The organism is Blautia wexlerae, from assembly GCF_013300825.1.
Lineage (GTDB): Bacteria > Bacillota > Clostridia > Lachnospirales > Lachnospiraceae > Blautia_A > Blautia_A wexlerae_B.
In genome coordinates this window covers 1-18528 of record NZ_JAAIMY010000047.1, presented here as the reverse complement: position 1 = coordinate 18528, position 18528 = coordinate 1, and the positions used below count along the sequence as shown (strand labels likewise).

Genomic DNA, 18528 nt, shown 5'->3' with positions numbered 1-18528 from the left:
GGTATTCTTTCATGTTCTCCTGCATTTGCTTATCTCCCTATCCCATCTCTGATAATTCATTTATGAGATTTTATCATTCGTGATAAGTTTTTGCAAGATATTTTATGTTTCTTTTATAGAACTTTTAGTCCCGGTTTATTTTCTTTATCGGTATTTCATGGAGTCTGACTCCGAGACGTGCTCAATATTTTACTCCTGATTCCCCGTTTTTTCAAGATTTTCTGCCAAAAAATCCCTATTTTTCAAGGTTTTTTACCATCTGCCATTTTTTGAGTGTTATTTTTTCAGGAAGTTAAGGTTCAAACAGCTGCTTCTGCATGAAACTGTTTTTTCCTCAGGCTGTTCAACCTCCGGAAAATATTTCCTGAAATTTTCATTAGGTCTCATTTTATTTTCATCTTCCGGTAAGACTTTACCGATGGTAACCCTTTTTACATTTGTATACTGTTTGGACGGATCGTACTCACGGCTGTACTCATAATAAACATAGCAAGCCTTACCTTTGGTTCGAAATGTGATTTTTCCTTTTACATCAGGTATATCAATAACAAAATGCAGGTTTTTCCTTTTTTTTCAGTATTTTCAGTGCATTCTCAATCCGTATGATTCACTTGAGTTGCACTTTATTATGGAAGTTCACAATCAACGAAGCCACTTTTCTGCAGCTTTTGCAATCTCAGCTTCCACCTTCTCTGCGGCTTCTTTATTCTCTGCACTAACAGAAATATAGATCTTCAGCTTCGGCTCAGTGCCGGAGGGACGTACAACAATGGAACAGTTATCTTCCAACAGGAACTTGAGCACATCGGACTTGGGAAGTCCATCCAGACCCGGCGCATAGTCCAACAGCTTTACGACCTTCTTGCCGCCAAATTCCTTGATATTACCCCGGAATGCCTGCATGATACTCTGCATCTTGGCAAAACCGGCGCTGCCGTCGAACTCATAGCTATGCAGCGTGTTCAGGCAGTAGCCATAGGTCTTGTACAGTTCATCCAGCTTGTCCAACAGGCTGATACCCTGAGTCGCATAATAGCTGAACATTTCGCAAATCATATAAGCACCGTCTACACCGTCCTTGTCGCGGACGTAGGAGCCAGTCAGGTAGCCATAACTTTCCTCAAAACCGAATACATAGCTGTCTGCCTTGCCCTGCTGTTCTAGCTTGCCAATCTGCTCACCGATGAACTTGAAACCGGTCAGCACATTGATAGTACGCAAGCCATAATGAGCAGCAATCTGCTCACCCATATCCATGGTAACAATCGTCTTGACCATGACCGGGTCGGCGGGCATCTTGCCATGCCTGATGCGCTGACTGCAAATATAGTCCAGCAGCAGCATACCCATCTGGTTACCGGTCAGCAGCTCATACTCCCCTACCTTGTTCTTGACTGCAATGCCCACACGGTCACAGTCGGGGTCAGTAGCCAGCAGCAGGTCGGCGTTGCACTTCCTGGCATACTCCATGCCCAGTGCCATTGCTTCCTTGATCTCCGGATTTGGATACGGACAGGTAGGGAAGCTTCCGTCCGGCTGCTCCTGTTCCCTGACCACAGTGATGTTGGTGTAGCCCATTTCCTTCAGGGTGCGGGTCACAGGCTTCAGACCGGTACCGTTCAAAGGGCTGTACACGATGGCCACATTCTTATTGACCTCTTCGCCAAACAGGACAGACTGCCTCCTGACCTGCTCCACGAACGCAGTGTAAACCTCATCCGGGATATACTGGATGCTGCCATTCTCCACGCCTGCTTCAAAATCACTGGTCTTGACATCTGCAAAAATATCCAGCTTCTCAATCTCAGCAAGGATCTCCGCTGCAGCCTCAGTGGTGATCTGGCAGCCATCGGCACCATAGACCTTATAGCCGTTGTATTTACCGGGATTGTGGGAGGCGGTCACCATGACACCAGCAGAGGTGTGCAGATAGCGGGTTGCGAAGGATACGGTCGGCACCGGCATCAGAACAGGCCAGATATTGACCCTGATACCATTGGCTGCAAACACCCCGGCAACAACCTTCGCAAATACATCACTCTTGATACGACTGTCGTAACCAATGGCCACAGACGGAGTCTCAAAGTTCTTTTTTAAGTAGTCCGCCAGACCCTGAGAAGCCTTTGCCACTGTGTAAACATTCATGCGGTTGGTACCTGCACCAATCACACCACGCAGACCACCCGTACCAAATGCAAGGTCACGGTAAAAAGCATCTTCGACTTTCGTATCGTCCATCATCTTTAGTTCCGCTATAACATCGGCATCAGCCACGGCATTTGCCAGCCAGCGATCATATTCTTTTCTGATATCCATCTTACACCCCTGTCTTTCCTTGTAATCTTACCTTATACTCCCATCTTCCCTGCTGTCCGGAGAATCTCATGTGCGAAGCTGTTTCAGCTCAAACTTCTGCTTATCGTAGACATTGATATCCTCGCCAAGCTGTACCTCGATGAGTTTCAGTTCCGTGTCTGCCAGTACTGTATGGCGGCAGCCCGCGGACATGGTAATAACATCACCGGGCTTTACCATCTGTTCCATACCGTCCACGATGGTCCTGCCCTCGCCTGAGATGACTACCCACACCTCATCACGGTTTTTGTGGCTGTGGTAGTTCATGCTGTGACCGGGATTTAGAGTTACCTTGATCGTCAGGGATGTGGTCTCCACATCGACCACCTTGAAGCTGCCCCACGACTTCTCGGCAAACATGATCTGCTGTTCGAACTTATCCACAAACGGCTTAATGTAAGAGCTCTGCTCCTTATCCGAGACCAGAATGCCCTCCGGTGACGCGGAGATCACCACATCATGCACCCCCATTGCCAGTACCGGCACATCCATCTCATTGATGATATGTACTCCGGAACACTTATCGTTCAGCTCACCCTTGCCGATGATGCTTTCGTCCATCGCCTCAGTCAATGTATTCCATGTGCCGAGGTCTTTCCACATACCTCCAAAACGCACAACCTGAATCTTTGGCTCATGCTCTGCAACTGCATAATCGAAAGAGATTTTCTTAAGAGTCTCATATTTGTCGAACAAGTCCTGATAGTCGGTGAAATCCATCAGTTCATGTGCCTTGTCCATCACATAGCCCAGCTTATAAGCGAACACTCCACCGTTCCAGAGCGCTCCCTGCGCAATATACTGCTCTGCCACATCCGCAGTCGGCTTTTCCCTGAAGGTCTGGACTGAGGCCACATGGTTGGCACTCTCCGGGATAATGTATCCGTACTTCTCACTGGGGTAGGTCGGTTCAATACCCATCAGCACAAGGTTTGCCTCACACTTGTCTGCCTGCTCTGACAGTTCCTTCAATGCCTCAAAATAACCATCCTCCACATAAGGGTCAACCGGGCAGACTACTACGGATTCAGATGGGTCAACGTGCATCACATCCACCAGATAGGCTGTTGCCAGTGCAATGGCCGGGAATGTATCACGGCGGCATGGTTCCACGCTGATTCCTACGTCCTCACCCAGCTGGTTGTGAATCGCAGATACCTGTGTTTTACTGGTGGCAATGGTCACAGTCGCATCCGTATCCACCTTCTTGATCTGGCGGTAAACACGCTGCACCATGGACTCATAGGTGCCGTCTTCCTTCTTGAAAATCTTGATGAACTGCTTGGAACGGATGTCATTGGAAAGGGGCCACAGACGCTTGCCGGAGCCTCCAGACAACAAAATGATATTCATAATCTTCTCCTCCCCTTTTTCGGGAATGCAGCCTTATAATCCATTAGCGTTCGGCGCGCATCGGATTGTTCAGGAAGTCCTCATACGCAAGACGGATGCCGTCCTCCAGCTCGGTTTTATACGTCCAGCCCAGGTTCGTTGCCTTAGAAACATCCAGAAGTTTACGTGGTGTGCCGTTCGGCTTGTCCGGATCCCACTTGATCTCACCCGTGTAGCCCACAACCTTTGCCACCAGTTCTGTCAGTTTCTTAATGGTCAGCTCCTTACCGGTACCGGCATTGACAGTCTCATTGCCGGAGTAGTTGTTCATCAGGAACACGCACAGATTTGCCAGATCATCCACATACAGAAACTCACGCAGCGGAGAACCGTCGCCCCAGCAGGTCACGCTGGAAGCACCGCTCACCTTTGCCTCATGAAAACGGCGGATCAGCGCCGGAAGTACATGGCTGTGTGTCGGATGGTAGTTGTCGTTCGGTCCATACAGATTGGTCGGCATAACAGAGATATAATCCGTGCCGTACTGACGGTTCAGGAACTCACAGTACTTTAATCCTGAAATCTTTGCCAATGCATACGCCTCATTGGTCTTCTCCAGCTCAGAAGTCAGCAGGCAGCTCTCCTTCATCGGCTGTGGTGCCATACGCGGATAGATACAGGAAGATCCGAGGAACTCAAGCTTCTTGCAGCCGTTTTTCCATGCGGAATGAATCACGTTCATCTCCAGTATCATGTTGTCATACATAAAATCTGCCAGTGCACTCTGGTTTGCCACAATGCCGCCTACCCTGGCAGCTGCAAGGAATACATACTCCGGCTTTTCTTCCTTGAAGAACTCCTCCACCGCATCCTGACGGGTCAGATCCAGTTCCTTATGTGTGCGTGTCACAATGTTCGTATATCCCTGACGCTGCAGTTCACGGACAATAGCAGAACCCACCATTCCCCGATGACCTGCAACATAAATCTTTGCATTCTTTTCCATCATAATCTCATGCCTTCTTTCTCACATAACAGCTTTCATGGCCTTCTCACTCTTTGCGCGCTCGCGGTCATGTTTCGCCATAATCTCTACCAGTTCCTCATAGCTTGTCTTCTGCGGATTCCATCCAAGAACCGTCTTTGCTTTGGTCGGGTCACCCCACAGGTTGTCCACATCAGTCGGACGGAACCACTGAGGATTCACGCAGACCAGCATCTTGCCGGTAACTGCATCATAGCCCTTCTCGTCAATGCCAGTGCCTTCCCAGCGAATGGTCATACCATTAGCCGCAAACGCCTTCTCGGTAAAGTCACGGACTGTGTGCTGCACACCGGTCGCAATAACGAAATCCTCCGGCTTATCCTGCTGCATGATCAGCCACATGCACTCAACGTAGTCCTTAGCGTAGCCCCAGTCTCGCAGAGAATCCATGTTTCCAAGCTCCAGATGATCCTGCAGCCCCTCGGCGATACGACCGGCAGCCAGCGTGATCTTACGGGTGACGAAATTCTCTCCACGGCGCTCAGACTCATGGTTGAACAGGATGCCGTTGACTGCAAACATTCCGTAAGCGTCACGGTATTCCTTTACCATCCAGAATCCATACTGCTTTGCCACGGCGTAAGGGGAATACGGATGGAACGGTGTGGTTTCCTTCTGCGGAACTTCCTCTACCTTACCGTACAACTCAGAAGTGGACGCCTGATACACCTTGCAGGTCTTCGTCAGGCCGCAGACACGGACAGCTTCCAGCACACGAAGGACACCCAGTGCGTCCACATCTCCGGAATACTCCGGTGCATCAAATGACACCTGAACATGGCTCTGTGCAGCCAGGTTGTAGATCTCATCCGGCCTGATCTCATTTACCAGACGGATCAGCCCTGATGAATCAGACAGATCCCCGTCATGAAGTTTAATAACGTTTTTTTCAATCAGATGATCAATGCGGACAGTATTGGAAATCGAAGCACGGCGGACAATGCCGTGAACCTCGTAACCCTTCTCCAGTAAAAATTCAGCCAGATAAGAACCATCCTGACCGGTGATACCGGTAATCAGTGCAATCTTAGACATATATTAACCTCAACTTTCTTCCCGGTTATTACTATTTGTCTGATATTTATAGCAATTCTGTAAACCCCCATAAATATTCAGCAATCTCTGTCAGATCAGAATCCCATCAACAAAAGTGATTTCTAATGGGATTTTGATTACGGTACCTATTTTAGTAAAAAATCTGGAAGGTCTGAATTCACGATATTGCCCTTTCCCGCCATTTTCTTACATTATCTTGCTCTCTTTTCTTATTTTTCCCACTTCTCTCTGTACTCTAACGGACTCATTCCCTCCATCTGCCTGAAAACCCGGCTGAAATAATGAGGTTCTCCCAGACCACATTCATATCCAATGTTTTTTACCTTCTCGCCGGAAAAGCGAAGCATATACTTTGCTTTCGTAACTCTTCTATTCATCAGGTAGTTACTGATACTTACACCAAACTGCTCCCTGAATACACGGGTCAGATAATATTTGCTGATGAAAAAATGTTCTGCCAGAAAATCCAGGCTTATTTTCTCCTGATAATGCTCATCCAGATACTGCTTTACAGGGAGTACATTCTGTTTTTTCAAATCTGCATCCCTGTGCTTCTCCGCAGGATGCCAGGACTCATTCATCAAAAGTGTCAGCAAATAATTCAGCTCACTGTTAATCTTCATATCCCGGATATAATCATCGGAATCTGCCAGCTCATAAATCCTGCGATAAATTTCCAGAAACCCGGAAACGGAAACGGGGTGGAAGACTGCTCTTCCACCCCGCTCTAAATACTTGTCATAGATTGCTGTCAGATTCGAACCATAAAAATGTATCCAGGATAAACTCCACAGTTTCTCAGAACTGCTGTGTGCATACTGCTTCCTGCAATCAATAAACACACAGTCTCCTGTATGAAGAAAATACGTCCTGCCTTCAAAGGTAAGCTCACCTTCCCCGTCTGTCACTGTAAAAAACAAATAGGAGGACAGACCGCTGCGACCTGTGCTGTGAGGCTTATGTACCTGCAGAGAGCCAATCTCCTGCAAATACAGTAAAGAAGTCCTGGCAAAATTTGAAGATGTATATAAAATCCTGTCAGAAGTGACAACCGGTAATTGTGTATTGATAAATAAATCTTTCATCTGCTTTTTTCCTTCGGAATTTCTATTCCCACACAAGCTTACAGTCAGCCACACCAACAAGGCTGTCCATAAATACTTCTTTCAGACGTTCTTCCACCATCTGCCTTGTCACACCCTTTTTCAGGATTACCTGAAGAAAGCCGCCGCCACCGGCACCACATACCAGCTTTCCATCCACCAGCTCCTCAATACTGCTGAAAATCTGCTCAATTAGCGTGTTGCTGCTTCCGGCATCAATCTTTTTGCTCAGTTCCCAGTGATAATCCAGAAGCTTCGCAAAACCATCTACATTTCCACGTTCCAGTTCAAAACGCATCAGTGCCGCTGTTTTCTGGATCTCCTCCAATGCAAACATGCTATCCGGCTCATTACCCACATAGCGTCCCACTACATCACGGAGAAGATTTCTCGCCAGACGCCTCTGACCTGTATAGATCAGGACAAATCTCTCGTCCAGTTCCTTCTTTATCTGCTGTGAAAGCTCTATATGCGCTACCTGAAGCTGCTGTTGAAGACCAGGCATAGAAGTGGTATATTTAAGACCCGGCGTAATACCTCCAACCTGATCCTGCCAGCCACCTCCCGTGGACATAATCTGCTCCATTGCCAGTACATGGGCATATAAATCTTCCTCCGTATATGGAATCCCCATAAATTCAAACACTGCCTTCACACAGGCTGCCGAAAGAATAGATGAAGTTCCAAGTCCTGAGCCTTTGGGGACATTTGTCACCTCGGAATGCATGACAAAACCACCTCCAAGACGTTCCAGTATTTCACTCAGAGTATGTCCTTCCTTCGGAATAATCCCACAGGCAAGAAGACAGGCCTTCTGCAGGGCAAATGGATCATAAGGGTCGCCTGTGGCCTGCAAAGGCTCAATCGTGTCAAACTCTCCATGAACATCCATATCCCGACTGTCAAAAACAACCTTCTGCTCAGGAATCCTCTCCAATGTCACCTCTACCGGCTTCTCCCCATTCAGAAGAATGGCGGCATTTAATACAGTCCCGCCCTTTTCATTACAATAGGGCGGCGTATCACTCCAGCCACCTCCCCAGTTCACACGGAGCGGCAGCCTGACTGTATGATGATCTGTAACAATCCTTGCCTGTTCATTATAAGCCAGGCTTTTGATCGTCGCTTCCAGAACCTCCGACTGAATAATGCGGAAACATTTCTGCACCTCATTTTCATCCTCAAGGATTACTCCAAGATAATAATGCAGGCGCATTTTTTCACTGAAATCAGCTTTTCTCAGACGCTTCTCCAGCCATTCCTTCTGAATCTTTGTAAGCGACTGCAGCTTTCTTATACTTCCTGCCGGAACCTGATCCCTGATTGCCTTTGCAATCCCGTCCATGGTTACCAGATCTGCCATCCGCTTATTCCATGCTATGATAGCATCCGGATCCGCCTCATTAAATCCGGCACATAGAGACTTATGAGAAGCTGCAGTCCATAAAGTTCTGTCAAATTTTTTCTCTCCTGTGACAATCTCATAGAGCTCCAGTGCCGCATCTGTTGCCTCCCGGATCGTATCTGCCTCCTGATACAGCCCGGCAGACCACAAGGTATGTGCCTGTCCGTTCTCCTCCCAGAGTTTCACTCCAAGTGTATCTTCCAGTTCATCCAGATCTCTGCCAAACAGCCGGTTCTCCTTGGGATTATCATTTACGCCAAAAATACGGACAATAAATTTACCGTTTCTCTGCTTCAGCCCATGGAGGACAACATTATCAGGAATAGTCTGATCCTGCACATCTATGTAAGAGAGCACACTGTGACTGCCAATCCTGGAATTTCCATGCACATAGGAAACTTCCAGATAACAGTCCTTTCCAACAGATGCCCTGCTGCTCAGTACACTGTTATAGCCAGACACATCACTGCGGATACTGCTGCCCACTTTCCGACTCCATCCCAGATAATGGTATTCATCCACACCTCCGTTCATCAACTCCAGTATCTCCCTGGTCGTTCCAAAATGAATAAACTTCGCAGGTGCCAAACGCAGAAGCTTCATCCTGTAGGGACGCAGCACCTCCCACACACGGGTTCTGGCAGCAGTCAGCTCCGAACAGAATTCACCTTCCGGCTTCTCTCTGTAAAAACTCTCCAGCGTAGAATCCGAAGCCAGAGGATAAAGAAAATCAGCGTAAAGAGAAAGACGCGTTCTTTCATTGACATTTCTGTCATAGTCCGCGTCTGTTTCAATCAGTGAATATAAAGATTTCATAATGTCAGTACTAAAGATCAGTGCCCCGGTATCAATATCCACACAGCCGGATTCATTGACTGCTCCTGCTTCCCGCAGGACCTCCACAGATTTCTTCTGCAGACAGCACTTCACATTTCCGTCCGGTCCATTCAGATAAACACCATGGTTCTTGCCGGTTTCTACGTTTTCCTTAAAGGATATGGCAGCTGCACCCGCATTGTTATAGTCAATCTGAAGAGGATTAAATAAAAGCAGTACATCTCCCGACAGCAGCACCATCCCCTCACGAATCCGTGAAGGAACAGAGCTCATGCATATCATGAATTCATCAAATAAAGTAGAACTTCGTCCATTGGAAAGCTCATGAGGTACCGGCGAAAAGAGCTTACCCAACGCAGAATACTGGGGCACACGCTTACTGTCCCCACCGGAATGAATCACCAGCACACGAAGGCTGTCAAAGGATTCTTCCTGTTCATGAAGATATCTCAGAACCTCCAGCGTAGCTCCTCCGGAGCCGACACGCCTGCCATCACGGTCCGGGATGGCAACAAACTTCGTACCTTTCGGCAGGAAGTTCTGTCTGTCTTCAATCTGTTTGCGGAAACCTTCTGCCTGCTGCTCATTGGAAGCAGTCAGGATTACGTAGTCCCAACGTGGGAAGCTGCGGAGTTTTAAAGATCTGTTATAATCGTCCCAGCAGTCATTGTAGGCCTGGGACAGGAAAAGGGAATTTAGGTTTGTCATTTGGGAGTCCTCCTTGGGTATAGATTTTTGCAATAAAAGAACGCCGGAATAAATCTCATTGATTTATTTCGACGTCTTTTTATAAAAAAAATATATATGGCACTTTGTCAACTTTTCTTTTTAAGCACGATAATTAAGGTAGCAACTTTTATATTACATCAGCTTTTCAAATTTTACTTGATATTTTTATTAAAATTATACTATTATTTTACTGTGCGTGCCTCATAGAAAACTAAATACTCATCACCTGCAGGATTTTTATTTACATCACAGGAAACTGCGAAACTCCATTCCAATAAAGCTGATTTTCCTTCTAATAAATCATCCTTAAACAATTTTCTTATTTCCGGCACATATTTCAGCAACTGTTCTTTTTCGTCTGTTTTCAGGAAATTTTTGTTTCCCATATATTCCGGTTCCTGATTATCATGATAAATAATTGTAACCTCATGATCGGAATACGTTACTAAATTCCACAAATCCTCCTTTACTGCCTCAATAATAACACTATTTCTTTTAACTTCAAGTGTTCCGCTTTTATTAGCAATAAAATATGGATAAAATATTACCATCCCATTATTACCAAGTTTATACAAAAGATTCTCAGCGAATTTAGTTGCATTTTCTGCATCTTCCCCGACTAAACGAGGTAAATTTAAGTCTTCTCCTCTATAGACTGCACTTCTTATAGTCCAAAGATATTTCTCATCCAGTTTCTCATTCCCTGTATATTGTTTCCATGGAATCGATGGTAAACTCATTTCTTTCAATTCTAAAAATCCCATTAATTTATTCATTGATATTTACCCTATAACACAATTTTACTAAATTGTTCTCCTGTTATTTTTTCATATTGACTTATAGCATAGGAGTCCATCATACCAGATATATAGTCACAAATCAATCTTTCCTGAAGCATTTTTTTATCTTCATTTGTTTCATGTATAAAGTTTTCCACTCTGTATTCCGGAGGTAAAAAAAGCGTATTATCTCTGTAAAATTCCACCAATCTTTCTAAGATTATGTCTCCCTTTTTTTCATATGTATATACCGCATCGTTGTGATTAATACACGAATATGTTATTTTTTTTAATCCATGAGCTAAGTCCCCATATTCTTTAAATCCTAATTCCTTATCAAATTGAGATCCTCTTTTTGCTTTTTCTTCTTCCGTAATTTTAATAAATCCCAGATCATTAATAAGAGTATGGATAAGTATAGAAGATAACTCTTGCCTGAATAATTTTGAAGAAATAGATGAATCAATATTATCCGTTTTATAGCCACTAACTTTTTTACATTTTTTGACTATTTTCTCCAATCTCTTAAATGAATCACAATTTCCATATTTATTATAAAAGTCCTGTAAGATTTCATCAATTGTATAACATTTTTGTCTTAATCCATCTTCCAGATCATGAGCTGCATATGCAATTTCATCTGCAATATCCACGATCTGAACATCTAAAGTCCTGACAATTATGTGATTCTCTTTTACAAAATTATTCAGTAAATTATAATCATCATAGATGAATTTTTTATAAATTAATGAATTGCCTTCTTTATATTTGTGAAAATATTTGACCACACTAAGCATTGTTCTATATGTCAAATTTAATCCCTGAAAATCTTTCTTTTTCTTTTCAACAGATGTAAGTATTCTCAACGTCTGGGCATTTCCCTCAAATCCACCGGCATGTTCAAATAATTCATGTAATTTTCTTTCTCCAGAATGACCAAATGGAGGGTTTCCAATATCATGGGCTAATGCACCAGCCTCTACCACAAAAGATTCTTCCTGTGAGTATCCTAATTCGTATGCTATGGAACGCGCAATTTGAGCTACTTCCAAACTATGTGTTAACCTATTTCTAAAGAACTGATCCGGTTTTATTCCAAGTAATTGCATCTTACCCTGAAGTCTGCGAAACGATGAAGCATACATTATTCTGGAGTAATCTCTCTGAAATTCTCCATCAGCACGGTCTCTTGTTTTCTCCATTGTATGTGCACGATACCATAATTCTTTATTGTCATGCAAATTATCCAGATATAGTTTTTTTTCCTCATCAGAGAAAAAAATATTTTTATTTTTAATTTGTTTTGTCATAGCTTTGTATTCCCTCTTTTTTAGTTTTTTCACTACAATGTACTTCTCTTTTTGCGTTTCTCTATTGTGAGGCAACAACATAATATCCTAAAAAGGACGTTATTGTTTCCCTCTCCAATGCATACTTTGATATATTTTTTACTTTCAGATTTTATTTAATTTATCAGGCATACACTGATAGTCTTCACCTGCATTGTACATATCCATATTCTCCTGCAGTTTGATTTTACAATCTTCTAAATATAAAAGTGGACAGAATACCATTTCACTATGTTTCAAGTGAATATATAAGGTAATTCTGTCCACTTCTTCCCTTAAACGCGGCAATGCGACGATTTAAGATATCCGCTTTTATTCTTGTATTACATTGTACCAACATTTTCAAATATATTCAATATTTTTCGTAAAATTATGCTGTTTTTTGTTCTAAAATCTCTGGTTTTGTTCCGGCTTTTCTACATCTTTCTTTTGTATAACGCCCGAACTCTATCAGACGGCTCTTATCTTCCTCGATGCTTAATCCAAAGTATCCTATTCTATGTTTCAGATGTTCATAGAACCACTTTGTATTAATCAGATATCCTAAAGACGTAAATACCATATCAGGATTTTTCTTTGATAATTGTGATATTCTCGCCAATTTCGTTTCCATTAGTACCTCCATCTCTGTGTATAGCTTATGTTTCCTTTTTGATATAGTTTCGCAGGCCAGAACTGTGAGGAACAGTTCTATCTCGACTTCCCTCTGGTATTTATTTGTTCATACCTTCATCGGTACTATTCAGACCTCCGACTACCTGCATTTCTTTTGCTATCCTCTTTTGGTTGTCAGGCATACTTTCTGTTTACACATTACAGAAGAAAATGCAGGTTCTCTCCAGTTGATATATATTCCCTGTATAACATGAATAGTTCCAACCAACACCGCAGAGGTATGCAAAATCTCACCATAACGATAAATACATATGTTGTCTTCCATCCAGACCACGATATCGACCCTCTGGTGATTTTGGGATTTCGGTGCTCAATAGCTATCCCGGTTATCTTGCTGTCTACGCTTAGCCTGCAACGTTACCGCAACAAACTCAAGACTCGCTTCAAATGCTGTGGTTAGCAGCTTATTTGATGGGGTTTCCACCCACCGGACTATATACCCTTAGCTGGAAGCACGCTCTGACGCCAGAATACACAATCTATTTACTATCATTATGAGTTTAAAAATATAGACAGTAAAGCTACCTAGGATTTAAGCGCTTACTATACAACTGAAGCAACACTCCACATTTCTTGAAACAGTCTCATTATCCAATTATATTTTATAGAGTTCACAGCATATTTATAAACAGGAACATCCTCCCCATATGTATTAGCTAAATAAGGACAAAAATAAGCCACTCTATCTGTGAGCACAATTCTGCCAATATGAATACAATCATATAGTTTAATCTTAATCGAGCCTTTGCAAGCATGTAAAAATTCAATATTAGATTCAATTGCTCCTATAAACGCTTTTTCCGTATACCCATCTCCCGAAGCATTTACTTCTGATGTTCGTATCTTTATCCACTTATTATCCCGTGTATTTGGTAATAGAATCCATATCGGAATATCTTTCTTATTTAAACATTCTCTATATAGTGAATCCATCAAAAAACTACCACGACTCGTACAAATTCTTAAGTTCTTCGTATGTTTCAATTCATATTTTAAATCTTTTATAAATTCTTTATCACTATAAGAAGAAAAAACATATACTGATCCTGAATCCATTAAAGAAACCATTATTTTCTTTACATTTTTAATAATTTGAGGTGAAAAAATTACCACTATCATCGCCCATATTCCAGACGCAATTAGTGAACAAATTATATTATTGAGCATAGTTATCTCCATCTCTATATAGTCAAGTCTTTTTTCCTTGAAAATCAAGGATTTTTTTATTTCATCAATTAATATCTCAGAAGAAGGAGCCATAGGAATGGACATTTCTCTGTATCCGGTATAAAAATAGTGGATTTTAGGTACACGAGGTAAAACATCTTCTTATTTCGTTCTACACGGTCTTGTGTATTAACCATCCATCTACGGCAGCGAACCGCCCATGTCTACCAGAATTATCAGTCTATGCCGAGTCCTAACTGCTCTCGTCCCGCCTGTCCATAACCAGAGTGTCAGTTCAGCTCCCTTATAGGGTCTTGCTCCAATGTTGCCAATGTAATCAACTGAAAAAAATTTATTTAATAAGAATGTACATGTCCCCCACTTTTCTTCAACGGCAAATTCAATCCCAGAATCCGAGGACTTGAACGTAAGAATACATCATATCCTATTTCTTCAATTTTTCCCTCAAATACCACCTCTTCCAAGTTTTCGCAATCCTTAAAAGCATAACTTTCTATATTTTTTACAGATTCCGGAATCACCATTCTCTTAAGCTTTTTGCAGCCAGAAAATGCCGAAGCTCCAATTTCTTTCAATTTATTAGATAAAATAATATTCTCCAGTTCCTTGCAATACTCAAATGCAGAAGTTTCTATTTTCTTCGTATTATTGTCTATAGAATATTCTCCTTTTTTTCCAATAGGACATCTAATCAATCGCGTGCCTGTTTTATTATACAAAACACCATTCTTAGACGAAAAATATTTATTATCCTCACTGACTTTGATTGTTTCCAACATATAATTATATGTAAAATTATCCTCTATCTTCATTACTGACGCAGGGATTTCAATGTTTTTTTTGGCCTCTGGGCATGTCAATAACATGGTTTGGCTTTTGTCAAAAAGTATACCGTTTACACTGGAATAAACTTTATTTTCCTTATCAACATTTATTGTTTTCAACGATTTGCAATCTAAAAATACCAGATCAGAAATCTCATTAACGTCTTTTGAAATATATATTTCCTTAACGTTATACATACCACAAAAGCTACAATTTCCTATATATTTTATTCCATCCAAAACTACAATTCTGCTTATTTCGTCACGATACTTATACCAAGGAGAATTATTAAAATTGTAATCCTTCATTCTTACATCTTCGCCATCTATTACTAAGGTTCCATCTGAAAAATATCCCCACCAGAGATCTTTTTCTATTCCTCTGTTAATCGTCTGTATAGCTTCGTATCTGTGTTTTTCATTATCAATCATAAACGTGATGTCTGTATACCCTGTTTTAAAAATCATTAATGCAAACCATCCTACAATCAATACTATGGAAAAGATACCATAAAATATATCCGTAACACCCACATATGCTACCATGACTATATCAAGTAACAAATCCATTAATTTTCCGCAAAGTTTATTCAGCGGATATGATATAAGAAGAACTGTTATAACCAATAGAACTATATTCTTATATAAAATAACATCATATAACCATGCATACAACTGAACTCCCAATAATGTTGGAAATAGCACACACAGAAATCCCAACATAAAAGGGTTTATAAAGAAATACAACACACATCTAAATACAAATATATATGCTCCCCATTCATATTCAGCCACTCCCTGAACAGCTTTAGCAAGACCATATATAAAATTTACTCCAACCCAAATTGCGATAGTAACATAACCAAATGCACTTTCTAACAATTTTATAGGATACAAACTATATGATATACCCAAAAAGCAAGACAGACATGTGCTTCCCAAAAACATGAAAATCTTGTCTAAATAAGTTCCATCCTCTATAAGTTTCCCAACTATGCGCGAAATAAACGTAACCTGTAACATGCATAACACAAAAAATACAAATTCAAATTCATCGCCATCTACAACATCTAGTACGTTCTTCATTGACAAATGGATATCAAAATTTTCGACAAGCGTAACTATAAATTCTTTTAGTATTTCAAAAGCTAAAGCTGACTTGATTATGACTATCCCCAGAATAGCACCTGTTACCAACAAATATATTAAAGAAATCGGCGAAAAATGTGTTTCATATTTCTTTATCATAACTTATAGATACCTCATTGAATTCTTCTTTCGTATAAATGTTATATCAAAAATTACTTAAAATATGTTACATATATGTACGCAATTACCAGAACAACAATACATAAAATTCCTATTACTTTCGCCCGTTCCCAACGCCCTGTGATAATATCTATAAAGATACCTACAATAATTGAAATACCTACAAATTCTATTAAGAACAATGCAAATATATTCATAATATCCCTCTTTCTTTGATATCTTATCATTCCGTTACCCTTCAAGCATCAACTTACGTTTATCTTATCACATTCCTAATGGAATTTGACGCTATGTTACCAACATTGGTACCTGACTCCAATGAAGTACAGCACAGCATTTTTACTAAATGGCAGAAGATCATTTTGTTCCAAAGCACTAAAACATAAAAAAGCGGACAAAATACCATTTCACTATGTTTCAAGTGAATATATAAGGTGATTTTTGTCCACTTCTCCCTTAAACGCGACAATGCGACGATTTAAGATATCCGCTTTTGTTCTTGTCTTACATTATATCAATTTTTCAAATTTATTCAACATTTTTCGTAAAATTATGCAATTATTTCCCCACCCATATCTTCGGATATATTCTGCTGTTATTAATGTTCCGATGCATTAACCAGTTTCTTCGTACGTACTGAATATCGGTCATCATTCCAACTGATATTCACTTCCCCAGTTATGAGGGATGTTACTGTAGAATTTTGTACATAGTAAGTAGATTTTAATGGTAAAATCTCAAAAAAAACCGATACTTCACGGACTATTTAATTAGTTTCAGCAAACCATTCGATTTAAGAAAAGCCACGAATATCACACACGGCTATATTCTCAAATTTTCCATCTGGTAGTCCGCATGGCTTTATTCTTCACCCAAGTCCAAGTTACAACCACACCGATCCAACCGCCCAACGTGTTTCCAAATACATCATCGAACTCCGCGATGCCAAGTCCCGTAATATACTGAGTTGCTTCAATCAGTACCGAAAACACCAGCGGAACCACTAACACCCACTTCTTCTGGAATATCCTGTACAGCCCAGTTCCCAATGGAACAAAAAGCCAAATGTTATTGATCACACCTACTCTGACGGACTGCTCCTTCAAGAAATTTCCGGCATAAGAAAACAACACAAAATTCGTTCTCGCATTCCCTGTCTCCCGGAACATCAGTGTTTCGTAAAGAATAAACACTACATAAGCACCTGTCAAAAGAATGCTCCATCCTTTCGGCAACACCAATATTACAAAGCAGAGCACACATCCAAATACCACCACCATAAATGGAAATCCATTCAGGATATTGTCCACACACAGCATAGCATGCCCATTCTTATTCAACAACAACATAATTTTTCCACTGTATTTGATTCCATACTGCCCTTTTGAAAGAGCCACAGGATTTCCAACTTTATCAAAGTACATATCGGTATTGATATTACCATCACGATAGTAGGTACGTTTAAGGATGGTATATCCGGCACTGTTCGTCTTCGCATTCCCGTCTGAATCAAGATAGGTAATCTGATTTATTCTGCCATTCTCATCCCGTTTATACAACTGTCCGCATTCGCCAAGTAACGATTTTGTTGGATTTCCTTGTATGTCAAAGTAGAATTCTCCTATTACATTTCCCTCTTCATCGCGCTTGTACTCGTTTATTGCATATCCGGATGAACACAACACTGGCTGACCATTCCTGTCGAGATAAGTGATCCTGTTGTTCCAGCCGTTTCCATCATAATCCCTGTGCATTCCATAGTACCCAGCCCACTGGACGGGCTGCATGTCCAGATCATAGTAATAATCATCTACAGCTCTTCCGGCATCGTCTAAAGTTCTTACTATGGTGGAATATGTAACCAACGGCATCGTATTGCCTTCTGAATTCAGATACCGAAGGATTACTTCGTGATTATGATATTCGTACTTTACGCCACAATAGCTGTCATACAATTTTACCGGATTCCCATCGGCATCAAAATATCTTTCTTCTGTTACCTGCCCTTCGGCATTCTTAAGCTGCTTCATAACAGCATATCCTCTGTCAATCGCACAGGTCGTTTCTTCTGCTCCATTTACAAAGGTATATATTGTTATACTGCTATCTGTTGTTGAATCTTTTTCTGTTTTCTCCTCAAGTTCCAACTCTGCTGAAGTAAATCCGGAATTATGGTCCTTACCACTATCAGGCCAAACGGCTATAATTGAAATGAGGGTAAAAACAGCAAGAAAAATAAATATAAAACATTTCGTCGTGTTCTTCAAAATACCCTACCCTGTGCATTCGCCGGAGATTTTCTCCACAACATCATATGGAGAACGTTCGGCGCTGCCTTCATCTTCCAGTAAAACACTAATCTTCCTCAATTTCTGTTTTCTACATTCCGTCTGTTTTTTATTATAACAATCTTCATTTTAAACCGCAATGGTTGTTCTATATTTCCACTTTCTTTTCTTGCGATCTTTCTCCCTCCATTTCGCTTTGTTATTTTTAATAATACTATCATTTATGATTATCCTGAAATAAAAATCTGTCAGTCATCACAGATTTTTATTTCAATATGTTTTCCAAGTGCATTC

13 protein-coding genes are annotated in these 18528 nt (G+C 41.3%); all 13 read right to left on the bottom strand.

The features are described 5' to 3' along the window. Positions 1-642: 642 nt before the first annotated feature. Positions 643-2316, bottom strand: a complete 1674-nt coding sequence (locus tag G4417_RS15390) for a phospho-sugar mutase (RefSeq protein ID WP_173684105.1) — start codon at positions 2314-2316, stop codon at positions 643-645. A gap of 66 nt (positions 2317-2382) precedes the next feature. Continuing rightward, complete coding sequence (locus tag G4417_RS15385) at positions 2383-3708, bottom strand: sugar phosphate nucleotidyltransferase (protein ID WP_173684104.1); 1326 nt, start codon at positions 3706-3708, stop codon at positions 2383-2385. A gap of 43 nt (positions 3709-3751) precedes the next feature. Beyond that, a complete protein-coding gene (locus G4417_RS15380; RefSeq protein ID WP_334296884.1) occupies positions 3752-4693 on the bottom strand; it encodes a GDP-L-fucose synthase in 942 nt (313 codons plus the stop codon). A gap of 21 nt (positions 4694-4714) precedes the next feature. Beyond that, positions 4715-5767 (bottom strand): GDP-mannose 4,6-dehydratase, encoded by a 1053-nt coding sequence (gene gmd, locus G4417_RS15375; RefSeq protein WP_173684102.1) that lies wholly within the window; start codon positions 5765-5767, stop codon positions 4715-4717. Positions 5768-5997: 230 nt separating this feature from the next. Further along, a complete protein-coding gene (locus G4417_RS15370; RefSeq protein WP_173684101.1) occupies positions 5998-6873 on the bottom strand; it encodes a helix-turn-helix transcriptional regulator in 876 nt (291 codons plus the stop codon). A 22-nt stretch (positions 6874-6895) separates the two neighbouring features. Beyond that, the gene (locus G4417_RS15365; RefSeq protein WP_173684100.1) at positions 6896-9841 is read right to left on the bottom strand and encodes a fucose pyrophosphorylase domain-containing protein; all 2946 of its coding nucleotides are present in this window, start codon (positions 9839-9841) and stop codon (positions 6896-6898) included. A gap of 203 nt (positions 9842-10044) precedes the next feature. Next, positions 10045-10638, bottom strand: a complete 594-nt coding sequence (locus tag G4417_RS15360; protein WP_243872179.1) for a hypothetical protein — start codon at positions 10636-10638, stop codon at positions 10045-10047. An 11-nt stretch (positions 10639-10649) separates the two neighbouring features. Further along, positions 10650-11984, bottom strand: a complete 1335-nt coding sequence (locus G4417_RS15355) for a dGTP triphosphohydrolase (RefSeq protein WP_330598740.1) — start codon at positions 11982-11984, stop codon at positions 10650-10652. A gap of 376 nt (positions 11985-12360) precedes the next feature. Continuing rightward, the gene (locus tag G4417_RS15350; protein WP_173684099.1) at positions 12361-12603 is read right to left on the bottom strand and encodes a hypothetical protein; all 243 of its coding nucleotides are present in this window, start codon (positions 12601-12603) and stop codon (positions 12361-12363) included. Between the two features lie 605 nt (positions 12604-13208). Next, positions 13209-13937, bottom strand: coding sequence for a hypothetical protein (locus tag G4417_RS15345; protein ID WP_173684098.1), 729 nt, complete (start codon positions 13935-13937; stop codon positions 13209-13211). 251 nt (positions 13938-14188) lie between these two features. Further along, positions 14189-15925: a leucine-rich repeat domain-containing protein gene (locus G4417_RS15340; protein ID WP_173684097.1), complete on the bottom strand. Its 1737-nt coding sequence runs from the start codon at positions 15923-15925 to the stop codon at positions 14189-14191. A gap of 53 nt (positions 15926-15978) precedes the next feature. Beyond that, entirely contained in the window at positions 15979-16143 is a 165-nt protein-coding gene (locus G4417_RS15335; protein ID WP_173684096.1) for a hypothetical protein, read from the bottom strand. A gap of 633 nt (positions 16144-16776) precedes the next feature. Then, entirely contained in the window at positions 16777-18093 is a 1317-nt protein-coding gene (locus G4417_RS15330; RefSeq protein WP_173717700.1) for a VanZ family protein, read from the bottom strand. Between the last annotated feature and the right edge of the window lie 435 nt (positions 18094-18528).